Source organism: Pseudomonas sp. LAMO17WK12:I10 (genome assembly GCF_900215185.1).
Lineage (GTDB): Bacteria > Pseudomonadota > Gammaproteobacteria > Pseudomonadales > Pseudomonadaceae > Aquipseudomonas > Aquipseudomonas chlororaphis.
This window is the reverse complement of record NZ_OBDX01000029.1, coordinates 1-15,901: the sequence shown is the minus strand read 5'-3', so window position 1 is coordinate 15,901 and position 15,901 is coordinate 1. Positions and strand designations below refer to the sequence as shown.

The following is a 15,901-nucleotide window of genomic DNA, read 5'->3' as shown; positions in this document are numbered from 1 at the left end:
CATGATCCTGTAGGCGCGAGGCTTGCCGGCGAAGAGGCCCACCGGATCACCAAAGGCTCATCCCGGTGCACCCTCGCCCATCAACGCCATTGACTGGTGCACTAAGGTGTAACGAAACGTTAGTGACTTCAGGCAGTCTTTAGCTCATCTCTTTCTGCTCGATTTATCCGGTCAAAGGACTGCAATGTTCACTTCACTCAAGCAAGAAAGTTTTCTGTTGCTGGCGCTGCTCGCGGCGCTGGTTGCCTATCCGCTGGAGCATGCGCTGCTCAACGGCGGCCAGGGCGTGGCGCTGATCTCCGGGTTGGTGCTGATCGGTTTTATCGTCGCGGCCTCGATGCGCGTCGCCCATCACGCCGAGCTGCTGGCGGAGAAGGTCGGCGACCCCTACGGCACCATGATCCTGACCCTGGCCGCGGTCCTGGTGGAGGTGGTGATCCTGGCGATCATGATGAACAACGAGGCCTCGCCGACCCTGGTGCGCGACACCATCTATTCGGCGGTGATGCTCGACATCAACGGCATCCTCGGCCTGGCCGCGCTGATGGGTGGGATCAAGCATGGCGAGCAGGCCTACAACGACGACTCGGCGCGCTCCTACAGCGTGATGATCCTCACCGCCATGGGCGTGTCGATGGTGGTGCCGGAGTTCATTCCCGAGTCGAAATGGAAGCTCTACTCGGCCTTCACCATTGGCGCCATGGTGCTGTTGTACACCCTGTTCCTGCGCATGCAGGTCGGCGCCCACAGCTACTTCTTCAGCTACAGCTACCCGGAAAAACGCCGCAAGAAAGAACCGACAGAGGATCAGCCGGCGCCTGTCAGCCTGGCGTTTTCCATCGCCACCCTGGTGTTCGGCGTGGTGCTGATCGGCGCCTTGGCGGAGGTGATGTCCAAGACCCTCGACCTGGGGCTGGAAGGCACGGGCGCGCCGCCGGTGATCACGGCGATCCTGGTGGCGGCGATTTCCGCGGCGCCGGAAATCCTCACGGCCCTGCGCGCGGCGTTAGCCAATCGCATGCAGTCGGTGGTCAACATTGCGTTGGGCGCGTCGTTGTCGACGGTGATCCTGACGGTGCCGGTGATGGAGGCGATGGCGCTCTACACCGGCCAGCCGTTCCAGATGGCGATGACCCCGGTGCAGACGGTGATGATCTTCATCACCCTGATCGTCAGCGCGATCAACCTCAATGATGGTGAGACCAATGCCATCGAAGGCATGACCCACTTCGTGCTGTTCGCGACCTTCATCATGTTGTCGCTGTTGGGGCTTTGAAGAGCATCGCGAGCAAGCTCCTACATCCGGCGTGATTCATTCTGGAAATAATCGGAACCGGTTCCCTGTAGGAGCGAGCTTGCTCGCGATAACGCCGGATCAGGCGCCGGCGATCAGTTGCCGGGCCGCCTGGCTGTGATCGGCAATCAAGCCCCTCAGATCCAACCCCTCGACCTGCCCGTCGATCACCCGCCACTGGCCGCCGACCATCACCCGGTCCGCCCGATCCGCGCCGCACAGCAGCAACGCCGACAACGGATCATGGCTGCCGGAGAAGCGCAGCTCATCGAGCTTGAACAGCGCCAGGTCGGCCTGTTTGCCCACGGCCAGCTCGCCGATATCGCTGCGCCCCAGCAGCCGTGCCGAACCCTGGGTGGCCCAGCCCAGCACCAACGCCGGGGTGATCTTTTCGGCGCCGTAGCGCAGGCGTTGCAGGTACAGGGCCTGACGGGTTTCGAGAATCATGTTGGAGGCGTCGTTCGAGGCCGAGCCATCCACGCCCAGGCCGACGGGGGCGCCGGCGTCGGTCAGTTCCAGGGTCGGGCAGATGCCCGAGGCCAGGCGCATGTTGGAGCTCGGGCAATGGCAGATACCGGTCCCGGCCGCGCCGAGGCGGGCGACTTCATCGGGGTTGAAATGGATGCCGTGGGCCAGCCAGGTCCGTGGGCCGAGCCAGCCGACGCTGTCCAGGTAGTCCACGGTGCGCAGGCCGAAACGTTGTAGGCAGAAGTCTTCCTCGTCGAGGGTTTCCGCCAGGTGGGTGTGCAGGCGCACGTCGAGTTTTGCCGCCAGCTCGGCGCTGGCGGCCATGATCTCTGGGGTTACCGAGAACGGCGAGCAGGGCGCCAGGGCGATCTGGATCTGCGCGCCGGCGCCGCGTTCGTGGTACTCGGCGATCAGGCGCTGGCTGTCGGCGAGAATCACCTCGCCCTGTTGCACGGTCTGTTGCGGCGGCAGGCCGCCATCCGCTTCGCCGAGGCTCATGGAGCCGCGGGTGAGCATGGCGCGCATGCCCAGATCGCGCACGCTGGCCACCTGCACGTCGATGGCATTTTCCAGGCCTTCGGGGAACAGGTAGTGGTGGTCGGCGGCGGTGGTGCAGCCCGACAGCAGCAGTTCGGCCAGCGCCACTTTACTGGCCAGGGCGAGTTGCTCCGGGGTCAGCCGGGCCCAGACCGGGTACAGGGTTTTCAGCCAGGGGAACAGCGGCTGGTTGACCACCGGCGCCCAGGCGCGGGTCAGGGTCTGATAGAAGTGGTGATGGGTGTTGATCAGCCCCGGCAGCAGCACATGCTCGCGGGCATCGAAGACCTGTGCGCAGGGCTGGGCGGGTGGCTGGCCGGCGCCGAGCACTTCGACGATCAGGCCGTCTTGCAGCACCAGGCCGCCACGGGCGTCGAGGGCATTGCCAGTGAAAATGGCGAGGGGATTCTTTAACCAGGTACGGGTCGCAGGCATGGTGGCCGGCTCCTCTGAAAGTGGGTTCAGGTTAGCCAGCTCAGTGTTGCCCTGTCTGCTGATCCAGGGGCGTCAGGAGCGACGCGGGGTGCAGTTTACGGCGAGACCGCGTTGCGGTCTATCGCCGGCCAGCTCGCCCTCCGTAGGCGCAAGGCTAGCCCGCGATGACGTCCTGTAGCCGCTGCCGAAGGCTGCGTTCGACCACGCACTGTGTGCGCTGCGATGTCGGCCGCGGGAAGGCTCTTCGCGCCTTATCGCAGCCTCTGGCAGCGGCTACAGGTGCAGGCTTACCAGGGAATGGTTTCGCCCTTGTAGTTGACGAAATGGTGCCCGCCCTTGCCGGTATAGGCATTGATCTGCTCGATCAGGCCGCGGGTGCTGGTCTCGACGTCGATGTCCGCGCCTTCGCCGCCCATGTCGGTCTTCACCCAGCCCGGGTGCAGCGACAGCACGGTGAGCTTCTGCTCGAGCTGGGTGACGAAGCTATTGGTCATGGAGTTCAGCGCCGCCTTGCTGGCCTTGTACAGCGCCAGCTCCGGCGCGTCGGGCATGGTCACGCTGCCCAGCACCGAACTCATGAACGCCAGCACGCCGCTGTCCGGACGGATCTGCGGGGCGAAACGCTGGGCCAGGTTGATCGGCGCCACGGCGTTGGTGAAGAACAGCTGGCCGACTTCCGCCAGAGTCGCCTTGCCTGGTGTCTGGTCGTCCGGCCCCTTGACCCCGGCGTTGACGAACAGCAGGTCGAACACTTCGCCTTTGAGCTTCTGGTTCAGGGCGATCACCGCCTGCTGGTCGTCCATGTCCAGTTGCTCGATACGGACCGGGCCCAGGGCCTTGAGCGCCTCGGCTTTTTGCGGGTTGCGCACGGTGGCGGTGACCTGCCAGCCATCGTCCAGCAGACGTTGCACCAGGCCCAGGCCCAGGCCTCTGGAGGCGCCGATGATCAGTGCGGTTTTTGGCGTAGACATGCGGGGATTCCTTGATGAGTGAAGATCATGGATTTAATGGGCAACGCTGGCCGAGCCGTTGTTGCAGCTCCTGGCGCAACTCGCCCAGTTCGCTGAAGGGGCAGTTTGTCTTGCAGCAGCTGCGTCACGGCGCTGTCCGGATCGCTGGCATGCCAGATCGCGGCAACGCTGTTGCCGATCTCGCCGCGGCTGACGGCGCAGGCCTGGGCAAGTTCACCGATGCGCATGCTGGCGTCTCGGAAGGGCTTGACCCTGGAGCATACTCCAGGCTTTAGCTTGGGTGCTCCTTGAATATCCGGAGCGATCCTTTATGTGGAGCACAGCGCAATACCGTCAATTGGTGCGGGCCAGCGGTTGGTACGACCTGATCGTCACCGCCGCCTTTGTCACCCCCTGGAGCTTTCTCGCCCTGCACGGCCTGATGCAGCAGTGGAGCCGGGCCCTCGACCTGCCCGGCGCACTGCCGCCGTTCGAGCCCATGCACATGCTGATGGTCAACCTGATGGGTTCGATCGTCTGCGTGTGGTCGGTGCTGCGCATCCGCGATCCGCAACTGGCCTTCGGACGCTACGATGCCGCCGGCCGGCTGCTGTTCGCCACCTGGCAGATCTACGCCCTGGCCCAGGGCGGCACGGCCTTGATCGGCGTGATCCTGTTTTTCGAGTTGACCTGGGCGGTGGCGCAGTTGTGGCCGGTTCGCGAGCAGGACAGACGCCTCGAGCCCTTGCCAGAGATTCCGTAGGAGCGAGGCTTGCCCGCGATAACGCCCGCCCGAACGCCACCTATCGCCCCGCCTGCCACGGCTGCCCCAGCGACACTGGCGCATACAGGCGGGTGCGCAGCGCATCCCGGGACAGCAGCACCAGCACCAGGATGGTCGCGGCATACGGCAGCATCGCCAGCAGGTTCGAAGGGATCGCCAGGCCCAGGCCTTGCGCCACCAGGTGCAGGATGCTGGCGAGGCCGAACAGGTAGGCGCCGAGCAGCAGGCGCCACACTCGCCAGCTGGCGAACACCACCAGCGCCAGGGCGATCCAGCCGCGCCCGGCGCTCATGTTTTCCGCCCACATCGGTGTGTAGGCCAGGGACAGGTAAGCCCCGGCCAGGCCAGCCATGGCGCCGCCGAACAGTACCGCCAGGGTGCGTACCCGCAGCACCGGCAGGCCCATGGCGCTGGCCGCGTCGGGGTTTTCGCCGACCGCCTGGATGATCAGGCCGACCCGGCTTTTCAGGATCACCCAAGCCACCAGGGCGAACAGGGCGAAGGACAGGTAGACCAGCAGGTCCTGGGCAAACAGCATGCGCCCGATCAAGGGGATTTCGCTCAGCAGCGGAATCGCCATGGGTTCAAACCCGGCCAGCGGTTTGCCGACCCAACTGGCGCCGACGAAGCTCGACAGTCCGACCCCAAAGATGGTCAGGGCCAGGCCGGTGGCCACCTGATTGGCGTTGAACACCAGTGCCACCAGGGCGAACAGCGATGACAGCAGCATCCCGGCGAGCATCGCCAGCAGTACGCCGAGCCACAGGTTGCCGCTGTTCAGGGCGACGATAAAACCGATCACCGCGCCAAACAGCATCATGCCTTCCTGGCCGAGGTTGAGGACGCCGCTCTTCTCGCAGATCAGTTCGCCCAGGGCCACCAGCAGCAGCGGCGTACCGCAGCGGATCATGGCGTAGAAAATATTGCTCAACAGATCGATATCCATCACAGCGCTCCTGCCTGTATGGAAGGGTTGGCGGCGCGACGTGCCCAACGCAGGTTCAGGCGCGGCCGATAGAGAATCAGCACGTCACTGGCCAGCAGGAAGAACAGCATCATGCCTTGGAACAACTGGGTGATGGCTTGCGGCAGGTTGAGGCTCATCTGCGCGTTTTCGCCGCCGATGTACAGCAGCGCCATCAGCAGGCTGGAGAACAGAATGCCGATCGGGTGCAGGCGGCCGAGAAAGGCCACGGTGATCGCCGCATAGCCATAGCCGGGCGATACCTGGGGCACCAGCTGGCCGATGGGGCCGGTGACTTCGCACACCCCGGCCAGGCCGGCCAGCCCACCGCTGATCAGCAGCGCCAGCCAGATCAGGCGCTTCTCGCGAAAACCGACGAAGCCGGCGGCGCGCTTGTCCAGCCCCAGCACCTTGATCTGGAAACCGACGAAGCTTTTTTGCAGCAGCACCCACACCGCCACCAGGGCCAGCAGGGCGAAATACACCCCGGCATGCACCCGGCCGTCTTCCAGGAGCAGCGGCAGGCGGCTGGCATCGCCGAACATCGCCGACTCGGGGAAGTTGAACCCGGCCGGGTCTTTCAGCGGCCCGTGCACGCAATACAGCAGCAGGTTCAGGGCGATGTAGTTGAGCATGATGCTGGTGAGGATTTCATTGGCATTGAAGTGTGTGCGCAACCAGGCGGTGAGGCCGGCCCAGGCTGCGCCGGCCAGGGTGCCGGTGAGCAGGATCAGCACCAGCGCCCAGCGGCTTTGCAGGTCGATGATGTTCACCGCCAGGGCGCTGCCGGCCAGGGCGCCGAGCAGCAGTTGGCCTTCGGCGCCGATGTTCCAGATCCGCGCCTGATACGCCACGGCCAGGCCGAGGGCGCAGAGCAGGATCGGCAAGGCCTTGACCAGCAGTTCGGAGACGCCATACAGGTCGCTGATCGGGGCGATCAGCAAGGTGTGCAGGGTTTCCAGCGGGTCGTGGCCCAGGGCGACGAACAGCAACGAGCCACAGCCCAGGGTCAGGGCCGCGGCCAACAGCGGCGAGCACCAGAGCATCAGGCGCGATTGCTGGCCGCGGGGTTCGAGAGAAAGCAGCATAAATAAACAGCTCCGTTACGCCGGCTGAGCGGATAAGTGGACGGGGGTATCGAACTGGCCGGCCATCCAGCCGCCGACTTCGACCAGGCTGGTGTCCGCGGTGGCCTTGAGGGCCGACAGGCGACCGCTGCACAGGGCCGCCAGGCGATCGCTGATCTGGAACAGTTCATCGAGGTCTTCGGAGATCACCAGGATCGCCGCGCCCGCATCGCGCAGGGCCACCAAGGCCCGGTGGATAGTCGCGGCGGCGCCGACGTCGACGCCCCAGGTCGGGTGCGCGGCGATCAGCAGCCTGGGGCGCTGGAGGATTTCCCGGCCGAGGATGAATTTCTGCAGATTGCCGCCGGACAGGCTGCGGGCGGCGGTCTGGCTGTCCGGCGTTTTCACCGCGAAGCGGCGAATGATGTCTTCGGCCAGGGCCAGCACCTTGCCGCGCTGGATCAGGCCGTTGCTCACCAGCCCTTGCTGGAAGGCGGTCAGCAGGGCGTTGTCCGCCAGGCTCAGTTCCGGCACGGCGCCGTGGCCCAGGCGCTCGGCCGGGACGAACGCCAGGCCCAGCCCGCGACGGGCGTCGGGGCGCAGGTGGGCGATGGCTTGCCCGGCGAAGCGCAGGGTGGCGCCTTGGGCGCGGCCAAGGCGCTGTTCGCCGCTGAGCAGGGCCAACAGTTCGTCCTGGCCATTGCCGGCGACCCCGGCGATGCCGACGATTTCACCGCTGCGCACGTCCAGGTCGATGTCCTGGAGCGAGCAGCCAAACGGGTCCGGATTGGGCCAGGAGAGTTTCTGTACCTGCAGGAAGGCCTCGCCGCCCTTGGCCTTCGGGTAATCGGTGATCAGGCTCGCGGCTTCGCCGACCATCAGCCGCGCCAGTTCCTGGTCCGAGCATTCGGCGGGTATGCAGTGCCCGGCAACCCGTCCACCGCGCAGCACCGTGGCGCTGTGGCACAGGGCGCGGACTTCGCCGAGCTTGTGGCTGATGAACAGAATGCTGCAGCCCTCGCTGGCCAGGCGGCGCAGGGTGACGAACAGTTCGTCGGCCTCCTGGGGCGTCAGCACCGAGGTCGGTTCGTCGAGGATCAGCAGGCGGATGTCCTGCATCAGGCAGCGAATGATCTCCACCCGCTGGCGTTCGCCGATGGACAGGCTGTGCACCAGGCGTTCCGGCTCCAGGGCCATGCCGTAGCGCTGCGAGACCTGGCGGATCTTCGGTTCCAGCTGCTTCGGTGTGCCGGCCGCGGCGCCCATGGCCAGGGCGATGTTCTGCGCCACGGTCAGGGTCTCGAACAGCGAGAAATGCTGGAACACCATGCCGATCCCCAGGCTGCGCGCCTGGGCCGGATTGCGCATGAGCTGATGCTGCCCCTGCCAGATCACCTCGCCCGAGTCGGCCTGGGTCACCCCGTAGATGATTTTCATCAGGGTGCTTTTGCCGGCGCCGTTTTCACCGAGCAGGGCGTGGATTTCTCCCGGCTGGATACTCAGGTCGATCCCATCGTTGGCCAGGCAACCGGGGTAGCGTTTGGTGATTCCGCGCAGTTGCAGGCGGGGTATTGCAGCGGGGATGGGTACAGGGTTTGGCATGACGGACTCGGGTTGCTGAACGTTATGCCGGTGGACAAAGCAATTTCCTGGCCAGTGAGTCAGGAAATTGCCGGAGCCCCGATGAACTGCGGCCTCGTGCCCCTTTTGCTCGTTACCTGCATCGCTGCTCGGCACCAGTTCAGGGCAAGGTGCTTGAAAAGGCGGCGGTTTTGCCCGAAGGGTCTGGTCGAAAAATGATCAGGTGCCTGCAAGCCTTGCGCTCTATGCGGCTGGCGCAGCCTTGCACGGGTTATCCACAGCTTGTTCCACAGTATTTGTGTGCAAGCCCGAAGGCCGGGCATAAGCACTGTGTGGCTTTCTTCTAAAAGCGATAAACCAAGCTAACTTACTGTTTTAGCTTGAAAAATATGTTTTTGGCGAGTGATTGACTGAAAAGTGAGCAATCGCTGCAAAGCCACGTGACAGAAGGGTTACAGGCAAGTGTGCTCAGGTTATCCACAGTCGGGTGCACAGCAGGTGTGGGCAAGTCGACTGTCCACCGGGCCGTTGTGCACAGGATGATTTCGAGGCGTTGGTGCGTATTGGTGCGCTCAGCGCTGCAAGAGGATGCGCCCGCGACTCAGGTCGGCCAGCTGGCTTTGCAAGGTGGCGATCTGGCTTTCGCCCAGAGCCAGCTGCAGTTCTACGCCGTTGGCCGTGAAGTGTTCCTCGACCAGCAGCCCGCCGAGTTCGGCGACCCGCAGCTTGACCAGTGCCAGCTCGCTGAAGCTGCAGGCGCAACGCAGGGCTACGCGGCTGACCAGCTCGATGCGTTCGGCGCCTTGCAGGCACTTGTTGGCGCTGCCGCCATAGGCGCGGGCCAGGCCGCCGGTGCCCAACTGAATGCCGCCGTACCAGCGAATCACCAGCACCGCGACCTGGTCGCAGTCCTGGGCTTCGATGGCCGCGAGGATCGGGCGGCCGGCAGTGCCGCCGGGCTCGCCGTCGTCGCTGCTGCGGTATTGCTCGGCGAGTTTCCAGGCCCAGCAGTTGTGGGAGGCATTGGGATCGCTGTGCCGTTCGATAAAGGCTTGGGCCTCGGTCGCGCTGCTGATTGGCGCGGCAAGGGCGATAAAGCGGCTTTTGCGAATCTCTTCGCGGTATTCGCAAAGGCCGGCGAGGGTAAAGGGCATGCGTTGTGTTCTTTATAAGGCAGGCTTGAGGCCGCAACCCTTGAGGATGATGCGGATCAGGTTGTTGCCGGCGTCTTCCATGTCCTGCTTGGTCAGCTTGCTGCGACCGGTGACGCGGCAGATCTGGGTGGCGAAGTCGGCGTAATGCTGGGTGCTGCCCCACAGCAGGAAGATCAGGTGCACCGGGTCCACGGGGTCCATCTTGCCTGCGTCGATCCAGGCCTGGAACACTGCGGCGCGCCCCTGGAACCAGGCGCGGTAGTCCTGGCTGAAGTATTCGCTGAGGCATTCGCCGCCGCTGATGATCTCCATGGCGAAGATTCGCGAGGCCTGCGGCTGGCGCCGGGAGAACTCCATCTTGGCGCGGATATAGCGGGTCAGCGCTTCGGCCGGGTCGTCCTCGGCGGTCAGGGTGTTGAAAGTGCTGTCCCACAACTCGAGGATGTTGCTCAGCACCGCGACATACAAACCAAGCTTGTTGGTGAAGTAGTAATGCAGGTTGGCCTTGGGCAGGTCGGCATTCTGCGCGATGGTGTTCATGCTGGTGCCTTTGAAACCGTGACGGGCGAACTCGTCTTCGGCGGCCTTGATGATCGCTTCTTCGTTTTTCTGACGAATACGGCTGGCGGGCTTGGCGGTTTGAGGGCCGGCGTGGGCTGGGACTTCAAGGGTCATAGGCATTTCCGAGCTGTTCTGTGGGTGCAACCAGTGCGTTGATAGCGCACCCACAGGCCTCAGACAAGTCTTAATGGGCAGAAAACCCTCAAAGCGGTTCCAGGGTGTCGCTTTCGCGAGCCGGATTTGCGCTACGCAGCGCGGCTCGATCTTCCGGCAGCAACAGGCACATGAGGATCGCGGTCAGGCCGCCGCTGGTGATCGCCGAGTCGAACAGGTTCTGCACCACCTTGGGCAACAGGTGCAGCAGGTTCGGTTGCGCCGCGATCCCCAGGCCGACGCCGAAGGAGGTGGCGATGATCAGCATGCTGCGCCGGTCCAGCGGTGCCTGGGCGAGGATGCGCACGCCGGCCGCGGCGACGCTGCCGAACATCACCAGGGTGGCGCCGCCGAGCACTGGCTTGGGGATTTGCTGCAGCACCGCGCCGATCAGTGGAAACAGGCCCAGGCAAAACAGCAACAGGCCGATGTACAGCCCGACATGACGGCTGGCGACGCCGGTCAGCTGAATCACCCCGTTGTTCTGGGCGAAGGTGGTGTTGGGGAAGGCGCTGAAGGTCGCGGCGATCATGCAGCTGACGCCGTCGCCGAGAATGCCGCCCTTGAGCCGGCTTATATAAGAAGGGCCGCTGATGGGCTGGCGGGCGAGCATGCAGTTGGCGGTCAGGTCGCCGACGGTTTCGAGGGTGCTGATCAGGTAGATCAGCGCCACGGGCAGGAACGCCGTCCAGTCGAAGCTGAAACCGAAGCGGAAGGGCGTCGGCAGGCTGATCAGCGGTAGGTCGGGCAACGCCTGGGGCACCAGCTTGCCGCTGAACCAGGCGGCGAGGCTGCCCAGGGCCAGGCCGATGATGATCGCCGACAGTCGTACCCAGGGCGTGTTCGAGCGGTTCAGCAGGATGATGGTCAATAGCACCAACAGGCCCAGCGCCAGGTTGCCCGGCGCGCCGAAGTCCGCGGCATTGAAGCCGCCGCCCAGATCGGTGATGCCGACCTTGATCAGGCTGACACCGATCAGGGTGATCACGATGCCGGTGACCAGCGGCGTGATGACCCGACGCAATTGGTCGATGAAGCGGCTCAGGACGATCTGCACCGCCGCGCCGAAAAAGCACACGCCGAAAATCATCGCCAGGATGTCTTCCGGGCTGCCGCCCCGTTGCTTGACCAGAAAACCCGCGGACAGCACCGCGCCGAGGAAGGCAAAGCTGGTGCCTTGCAGGCAAATCATCCCCGCGCCGATTCCGAACGGCCGACGCGCCTGAATGAAGGTGCCGACGCCGGAAACCATCAGCGCCATGCTGATCAGGTAGGGCAGGTGGGCGCCCAGGCCCAGGGTCGAGCCGATCACCAGCGGCGGGGTGATGATGCCGACGAAACTCGCCAGCACATGCTGCAGGGCGGCGAGGATCGCGGCGAGTGGTTTCGAGCGATCGTCGAGACCGTAGATCAGGTCGCTTTGGCGCAAGGTGTCTGGCTGCATGGACGGGGAACTCAGGGCTGATGGTTCAAGGTCATCGTGCCCTGCAAAAAGCTGTCCAAGTGCTCAGGTTATTGCCTGTGTTTGCCGTTGTGGGGCAATGGGGACGGGGCTTTTATAGTGTCGTAGGTTTTTTCAGCGGGTGGCCGCCAGGCTGTCCAGGAAGCTTTCCAACACCAAATGGGGGCGACGGCCCTTGCGCGTGACCGATGCCAGGCTCAGGTCATAAAAACGTGAGCCGGGCTTGAGCGCGCGCAGTCGTCCCTGCTGGACCCAGAGGCTGGCGTAATGGTCCGGCAGGTAGCCGATGTAGCGTCCGGTGAGAATCAGGAACGCCATGCCTTCGCGGTCCGAAGCGCTGGCGGTGCAATTGAGCGCCTGGTAATGGGCCTGGATCTCGGCGGGCAGGCGGAAGGTCGGGGCGATGGCGTCCTGCTCGTTGAGGCGCCTATCGTCCAGTTGCTTGTCGTCGACATAAAACAGCGGGTGGCCAACGGCGCAGTAAAGCAGCGAGCGTTCGCTGTACAGCGGTTGGTATTCCAGCCCGGACAAGGCACTGGCCTGGGGCACTACGCCGACATGCAGGCGCCCGTCGAGCACGCCTTGTTCGACTTCGTTGGGGGCGATCATGCGGATCTGGATCTGCACGTCCGGCCCACGTTCCTTCAGTTGCGCCAGGGCATGGGTGATGCGCATGTGGGGCAGGGTGACCAGGTTGTCGGTCAGGCCGATGATCAGTTCGCCACGCAGGTGCCGGTGCAGGCCGTTGACCTCGGTACGAAAGCTTTCCAGGGCGCTCAACAGTTGCAGGGCCGATTGATATACCTCGCGACCCTCTTCGGTCAGCGAGAAGCCGGCTCGTCCGCGTTGGCACAGGCGCAGGCCCAGGCGTTGCTCGAGGTCGCTCATCTGCTGGCTGATGGCCGAGCGCCCGATGCCGAGCACGGTTTCCGCGGCGGAGAAGCCACCGCACTCGACCACGCTGCGAAAGATCCGCAGCAGGCGGATATCAAAGTCGCTGACTTGCGCCAGCGGGTCGGCGCGACGGCTGCTCATAGTTTAGTGGGCCACTGACTGAAGGTTATAAAAGTTGGATTTCACCGACTTTATAGCCGTGGCAACTTAGCTGCAACAACGCTTTCCGATCCCTGCGCCGCTTATTGCCCTGCGAGGTTTTGCCCCATGAACATGCATGAAAACGCTCCAGCTTCCCTGGCCAGCCAGCTCAAGCTCGATGCTCACTGGATGCCCTACACCGCCAACCGCAACTTCCAGCGCGATCCGCGGTTGATCGTCGCCGCCGAAGGCAGCTGGCTGGTCGACGACAAGGGGCGCAAGGTCTATGACTCGCTGTCCGGCCTGTGGACCTGTGGCGCCGGCCACACCCGCAAGGAAATCCAGGAAGCGGTGGCCAAGCAACTGGGCACCCTCGATTACTCGCCAGGCTTCCAGTACGGTCACCCGCTGTCGTTCCAGCTGGCCGAGAAAATCACCGCGCTGACCCCGGGCAATCTGAACCACGTGTTCTTCACCGACTCCGGTTCCGAATGCGCCGATACCGCGGTGAAAATGGTGCGCGCCTACTGGCGCCTGAAAGGCCAGTCGACCAAGATCAAGATGATCGGCCGTGCCCGTGGCTATCACGGTGTGAACATTGCCGGCACCAGCCTCGGCGGGGTCAACGGCAACCGTAAACTGTTCGGCCAGGCGATGATGGATGTCGACCACCTGCCGCACACCCTGCTGGCAAGCAACGCGTTCTCTCGCGGTATGCCGGAGCAGGGCGGTATCGCGCTGGCCGACGAGCTGCTCAAGCTGATCGAACTGCATGACGCCTCCAACATCGCCGCAGTGTTCGTCGAGCCCCTGGCCGGTTCCGCTGGCGTGCTGGTGCCGCCACAGGGTTACCTCAAGCGCCTGCGGGAAATCTGCGACCAGCACAATATCCTGCTGGTGTTCGACGAAGTGATCACGGGTTTCGGCCGTACCGGCAAGATGTTCGGTGCCGACAGCTTTGGCGTGACCCCGGACCTGATGTGCATCGCCAAGCAAGTCACCAACGGCGCGATTCCGATGGGCGCGGTGATTGCCAGCTCCGAGATCTACCAGACCTTCATGAACCAGCCGACCCCCGAGTACGCGGTGGAATTCCCCCACGGCTATACCTACTCGGCGCACCCAGTGGCTTGCGCGGCCGGTCTGGCGGCACTGGATCTGTTGCAGAAAGAAAACCTGGTGCAGAGCGTCGCTGAGGTGGCACCGCATTTCGAGAAGGCACTGCATGGCATCAAGGGTACGAAGAATGTCATCGACATCCGTAACTACGGCCTGGCCGGTGCCATCCAGATTGCCCCGCGCGATGGCGATGCCATCGTGCGTCCGTTCGAAGCGGGCATGGCCCTGTGGAAAGCCGGTTTCTACGTACGCTTCGGCGGCGACACCCTGCAGTTCGGCCCGACCTTCAACAGCAAGCCGCAGGATCTGGATCGTCTGTTCGATGCCGTCGGCGAAGTGCTGAACAAGCTCGACTGATTCCTCCCTCTATATATAAGTACAAACAGCAGGCGCTCCTTGGCGGGCGCCTGTGGACAACTTCAGGAGTTCCCCGATGAGCGTTATCCCGCATTTGATCAATGGTGAACTGGTGACCGAGAGCGGTCGCGCGGTCGATGTGTTCAACCCGTCCACCGGTCAGGCGATCCACAAGCTGCCGCTGGCCAGTCGCGAAACCATCCAGAGCGCCATCGATGCCGCCAAGGCTGCTTTCCCGGCCTGGCGCAACACGCCACCAGCCAAGCGTGCCCAGGTGATGTTTCGCTTCAAGCAACTGCTGGAGCAGAACGAATCACGCATCGCCCAGTTGATCAGCGAAGAACACGGCAAGACCCTGGAAGACGCCGCCGGTGAGCTCAAGCGTGGTATCGAAAACGTCGAGTTCGCCTGTGCCGCTCCGGAAATCCTCAAGGGCGAGTACAGCCGCAACGTCGGCCCGAACATCGATGCCTGGTCCGACTTCCAGCCGCTGGGCGTGGTTGCCGGCATCACCCCGTTCAACTTCCCGGCGATGGTGCCACTGTGGATGTATCCGCTGGCGATCGTCTGCGGCAACTGCTTCATCCTCAAGCCATCCGAGCGTGACCCGAGCTCGACCCTGCTGATTGCCCAGCTGTTGCTGGAAGCCGGCCTGCCGAAAGGCGTGCTGAGTGTGGTGCACGGCGACAAGGCCGCGGTGGACGCGCTGATCGAAGCGCCGGAAGTCAAGGCACTGAGCTTCGTCGGTTCGACGCCGATTGCCGAATACATCTACGCCGAAGGCACCAAGCGCGGCAAGCGCGTGCAGGCACTGGGCGGCGCGAAAAACCACGCCGTGCTGATGCCGGATGCCGACCTGGACAACGCGGTCAGTGCCTTGATGGGCGCGGCCTATGGTTCCTGCGGCGAGCGTTGCATGGCGATCTCGGTTGCCGTGTGTGTCGGCGACCAGGTGGCCGATGCATTGGTGGCCAAGCTGGTTCCGCAGATCAAGGCGCTGAAAATCGGTGCAGGCACTTCCTATGGCCTGGACATGGGGCCGCTGGTCACAGGACAGGCGCGGGACAAGGTCAGCGGTTATGTCGAGGATGGCGTGAAGGCAGGCGCGAAGCTGGTGGTCGACGGTCGTGGCCTGAGCGTGCCGGGTCATGAAGAAGGCTTCTTCCTCGGTGGCTGCCTGTTCGACAACGTCACCCCGGAAATGCGCATCTACAAAGAAGAGATCTTCGGGCCGGTGCTGTGCGTCGTGCGGGTGAACAGCCTGGAAGAGGCCATGCAACTGATCAACGATCACGAATATGGCAACGGCACCTGCATCTTTACCCGTGACGGTGAAGCGGCGCGCCTGTTCTGTGACGAGATTGAAGTCGGGATGGTGGGGGTCAACGTACCGCTGCCGGTACCGGTGGCATACCACAGCTTCGGCGGCTGGAAGCGTTCGCTGTTTGGCGACCTGCATGCCTACGGTCCGGACGGTGTGCGTTTCTATACCCGTCGCAAGGCGATCACTCAGCGTTGGCCACAGCGTGCCAGCCATGAAGCCTCGCAGTTCGCCTTCCCTAGCTTGTAATAAGTAGAAGGGTATTAAAGGCCGCCCCCTTGGGGGCGGCCTTTGCTTTTAGGGGCTTTTTGACTGATGTGACAGATTTGTGAAAATAAGTGTTGACGGCAGATTCTGGAAGTCTATAATTCGCCCCACTTCCGGCGCAGTCGAAACGGAAAACTCCTTGAGATTCAACGAGTTACGCGGTTTTCGACAGCGGTCACGCTTCAGTTCATCGAAGCCCGAAGGAGTTGGTTCGGCAGTCAGTTTTCGCCGAATTAACGATTCGATCTTCTCGGTCGAAAGCGGAGAAAAAGAGGTGTTGACAGCAGCGTGTAACGCTGTAGAATTCGCCTCCCGCTGACGAGAGATCGGAGGCGCAAGTGGTTGAAGTTGCAAAGGAAACTTTGAAAACTTCTTAAAATAACCGCTTGACA

At 63.5% G+C, this 15,901-nt stretch carries 14 protein-coding genes and 1 pseudogene; 4 read left to right on the top strand and 11 right to left on the bottom strand.

Annotated elements, in window-relative coordinates; all coding sequences use genetic code 11:
• Positions 1 to 184: 184 nt before the first annotated feature.
• Positions 185 to 1,276, top strand: a complete 1,092-nt coding sequence (locus tag CRO75_RS25660) for a calcium:proton antiporter (RefSeq protein ID WP_097139061.1) — start codon at positions 185 to 187, stop codon at positions 1,274 to 1,276.
• Between the two features lie 99 nt (positions 1,277 to 1,375).
• On the opposite strand, the gene CRO75_RS25655 is transcribed toward CRO75_RS25660, so the two are convergent.
• The 3 genes and pseudogenes from CRO75_RS25655 to CRO75_RS25645 form a co-directional block, all read right to left on the bottom strand.
• Positions 1,376 to 2,734 (bottom strand): 8-oxoguanine deaminase, encoded by a 1,359-nt coding sequence (locus tag CRO75_RS25655; protein WP_097139060.1) that lies wholly within the window; start codon positions 2,732 to 2,734, stop codon positions 1,376 to 1,378.
• 287 nt (positions 2,735 to 3,021) lie between these two features.
• The gene (locus tag CRO75_RS25650; protein WP_009042025.1) at positions 3,022 to 3,705 is read right to left on the bottom strand and encodes an SDR family oxidoreductase; all 684 of its coding nucleotides are present in this window, start codon (positions 3,703 to 3,705) and stop codon (positions 3,022 to 3,024) included.
• Positions 3,706 to 3,730: 25 nt separating this feature from the next.
• A pseudogene (locus CRO75_RS25645) lies at positions 3,731 to 3,932 on the bottom strand (hypothetical protein).
• A gap of 83 nt (positions 3,933 to 4,015) precedes the next feature.
• Between CRO75_RS25645 and CRO75_RS25640 the strand changes: the two are divergent.
• Complete coding sequence (locus CRO75_RS25640; protein ID WP_097139057.1) at positions 4,016 to 4,447, top strand: hypothetical protein; 432 nt, start codon at positions 4,016 to 4,018, stop codon at positions 4,445 to 4,447.
• 40 nt (positions 4,448 to 4,487) lie between these two features.
• Here CRO75_RS25640 and CRO75_RS25635 read toward each other — a convergent pair whose 3' ends face one another.
• The 7 genes from CRO75_RS25635 to CRO75_RS25605 form a co-directional block, all read right to left on the bottom strand.
• Positions 4,488 to 5,414 carry an ABC transporter permease gene (locus CRO75_RS25635; protein WP_097139056.1) on the bottom strand — a complete coding sequence of 309 codons (927 nt, stop codon included), beginning with the start codon at positions 5,412 to 5,414 and terminating at the stop codon, positions 4,488 to 4,490.
• Positions 5,414 to 6,520: an ABC transporter permease gene (locus tag CRO75_RS25630; RefSeq protein WP_097139053.1), complete on the bottom strand. Its 1,107-nt coding sequence runs from the start codon at positions 6,518 to 6,520 to the stop codon at positions 5,414 to 5,416. The genes CRO75_RS25635 and CRO75_RS25630 overlap by 1 nt, the downstream gene beginning before the upstream one ends.
• A 15-nt stretch (positions 6,521 to 6,535) precedes the next feature.
• The gene (locus CRO75_RS25625) at positions 6,536 to 8,101 is read right to left on the bottom strand and encodes an ABC transporter ATP-binding protein (RefSeq protein ID WP_097139051.1); all 1,566 of its coding nucleotides are present in this window, start codon (positions 8,099 to 8,101) and stop codon (positions 6,536 to 6,538) included.
• A gap of 551 nt (positions 8,102 to 8,652) precedes the next feature.
• Positions 8,653 to 9,234: a YigZ family protein gene (locus tag CRO75_RS25620; RefSeq protein ID WP_097139049.1), complete on the bottom strand. Its 582-nt coding sequence runs from the start codon at positions 9,232 to 9,234 to the stop codon at positions 8,653 to 8,655.
• Positions 9,235 to 9,246: 12 nt separating this feature from the next.
• Positions 9,247 to 9,909, bottom strand: coding sequence for a TetR/AcrR family transcriptional regulator (locus tag CRO75_RS25615; RefSeq protein ID WP_097139047.1), 663 nt, complete (start codon positions 9,907 to 9,909; stop codon positions 9,247 to 9,249).
• An 88-nt stretch (positions 9,910 to 9,997) separates the two neighbouring features.
• Entirely contained in the window at positions 9,998 to 11,392 is a 1,395-nt protein-coding gene (locus CRO75_RS25610; protein WP_097139044.1) for a nucleobase:cation symporter-2 family protein, read from the bottom strand.
• Between the two features lie 132 nt (positions 11,393 to 11,524).
• Positions 11,525 to 12,445, bottom strand: a complete 921-nt coding sequence (locus CRO75_RS25605) for a LysR family transcriptional regulator (RefSeq protein ID WP_007930700.1) — start codon at positions 12,443 to 12,445, stop codon at positions 11,525 to 11,527.
• A gap of 126 nt (positions 12,446 to 12,571) precedes the next feature.
• Between CRO75_RS25605 and CRO75_RS25600 the strand changes: the two genes are divergently transcribed.
• On the top strand, positions 12,572 to 13,921 hold the full coding sequence (locus CRO75_RS25600; RefSeq protein ID WP_097139042.1) for an aspartate aminotransferase family protein: 1,350 nt from the start codon (positions 12,572 to 12,574) through the stop codon (positions 13,919 to 13,921).
• Positions 13,922 to 13,997: 76 nt separating this feature from the next.
• Positions 13,998 to 15,491, top strand: coding sequence for a CoA-acylating methylmalonate-semialdehyde dehydrogenase (locus CRO75_RS25595; protein ID WP_097139040.1), 1,494 nt, complete (start codon positions 13,998 to 14,000; stop codon positions 15,489 to 15,491).
• A 48-nt stretch (positions 15,492 to 15,539) separates the two neighbouring features.
• Here CRO75_RS25595 and CRO75_RS33340 read toward each other — a convergent pair.
• Positions 15,540 to 15,901, bottom strand: a 362-nt coding sequence (locus tag CRO75_RS33340) for a hypothetical protein (RefSeq protein ID WP_239990639.1), incomplete at its 5' end; no start/stop codon positions are given.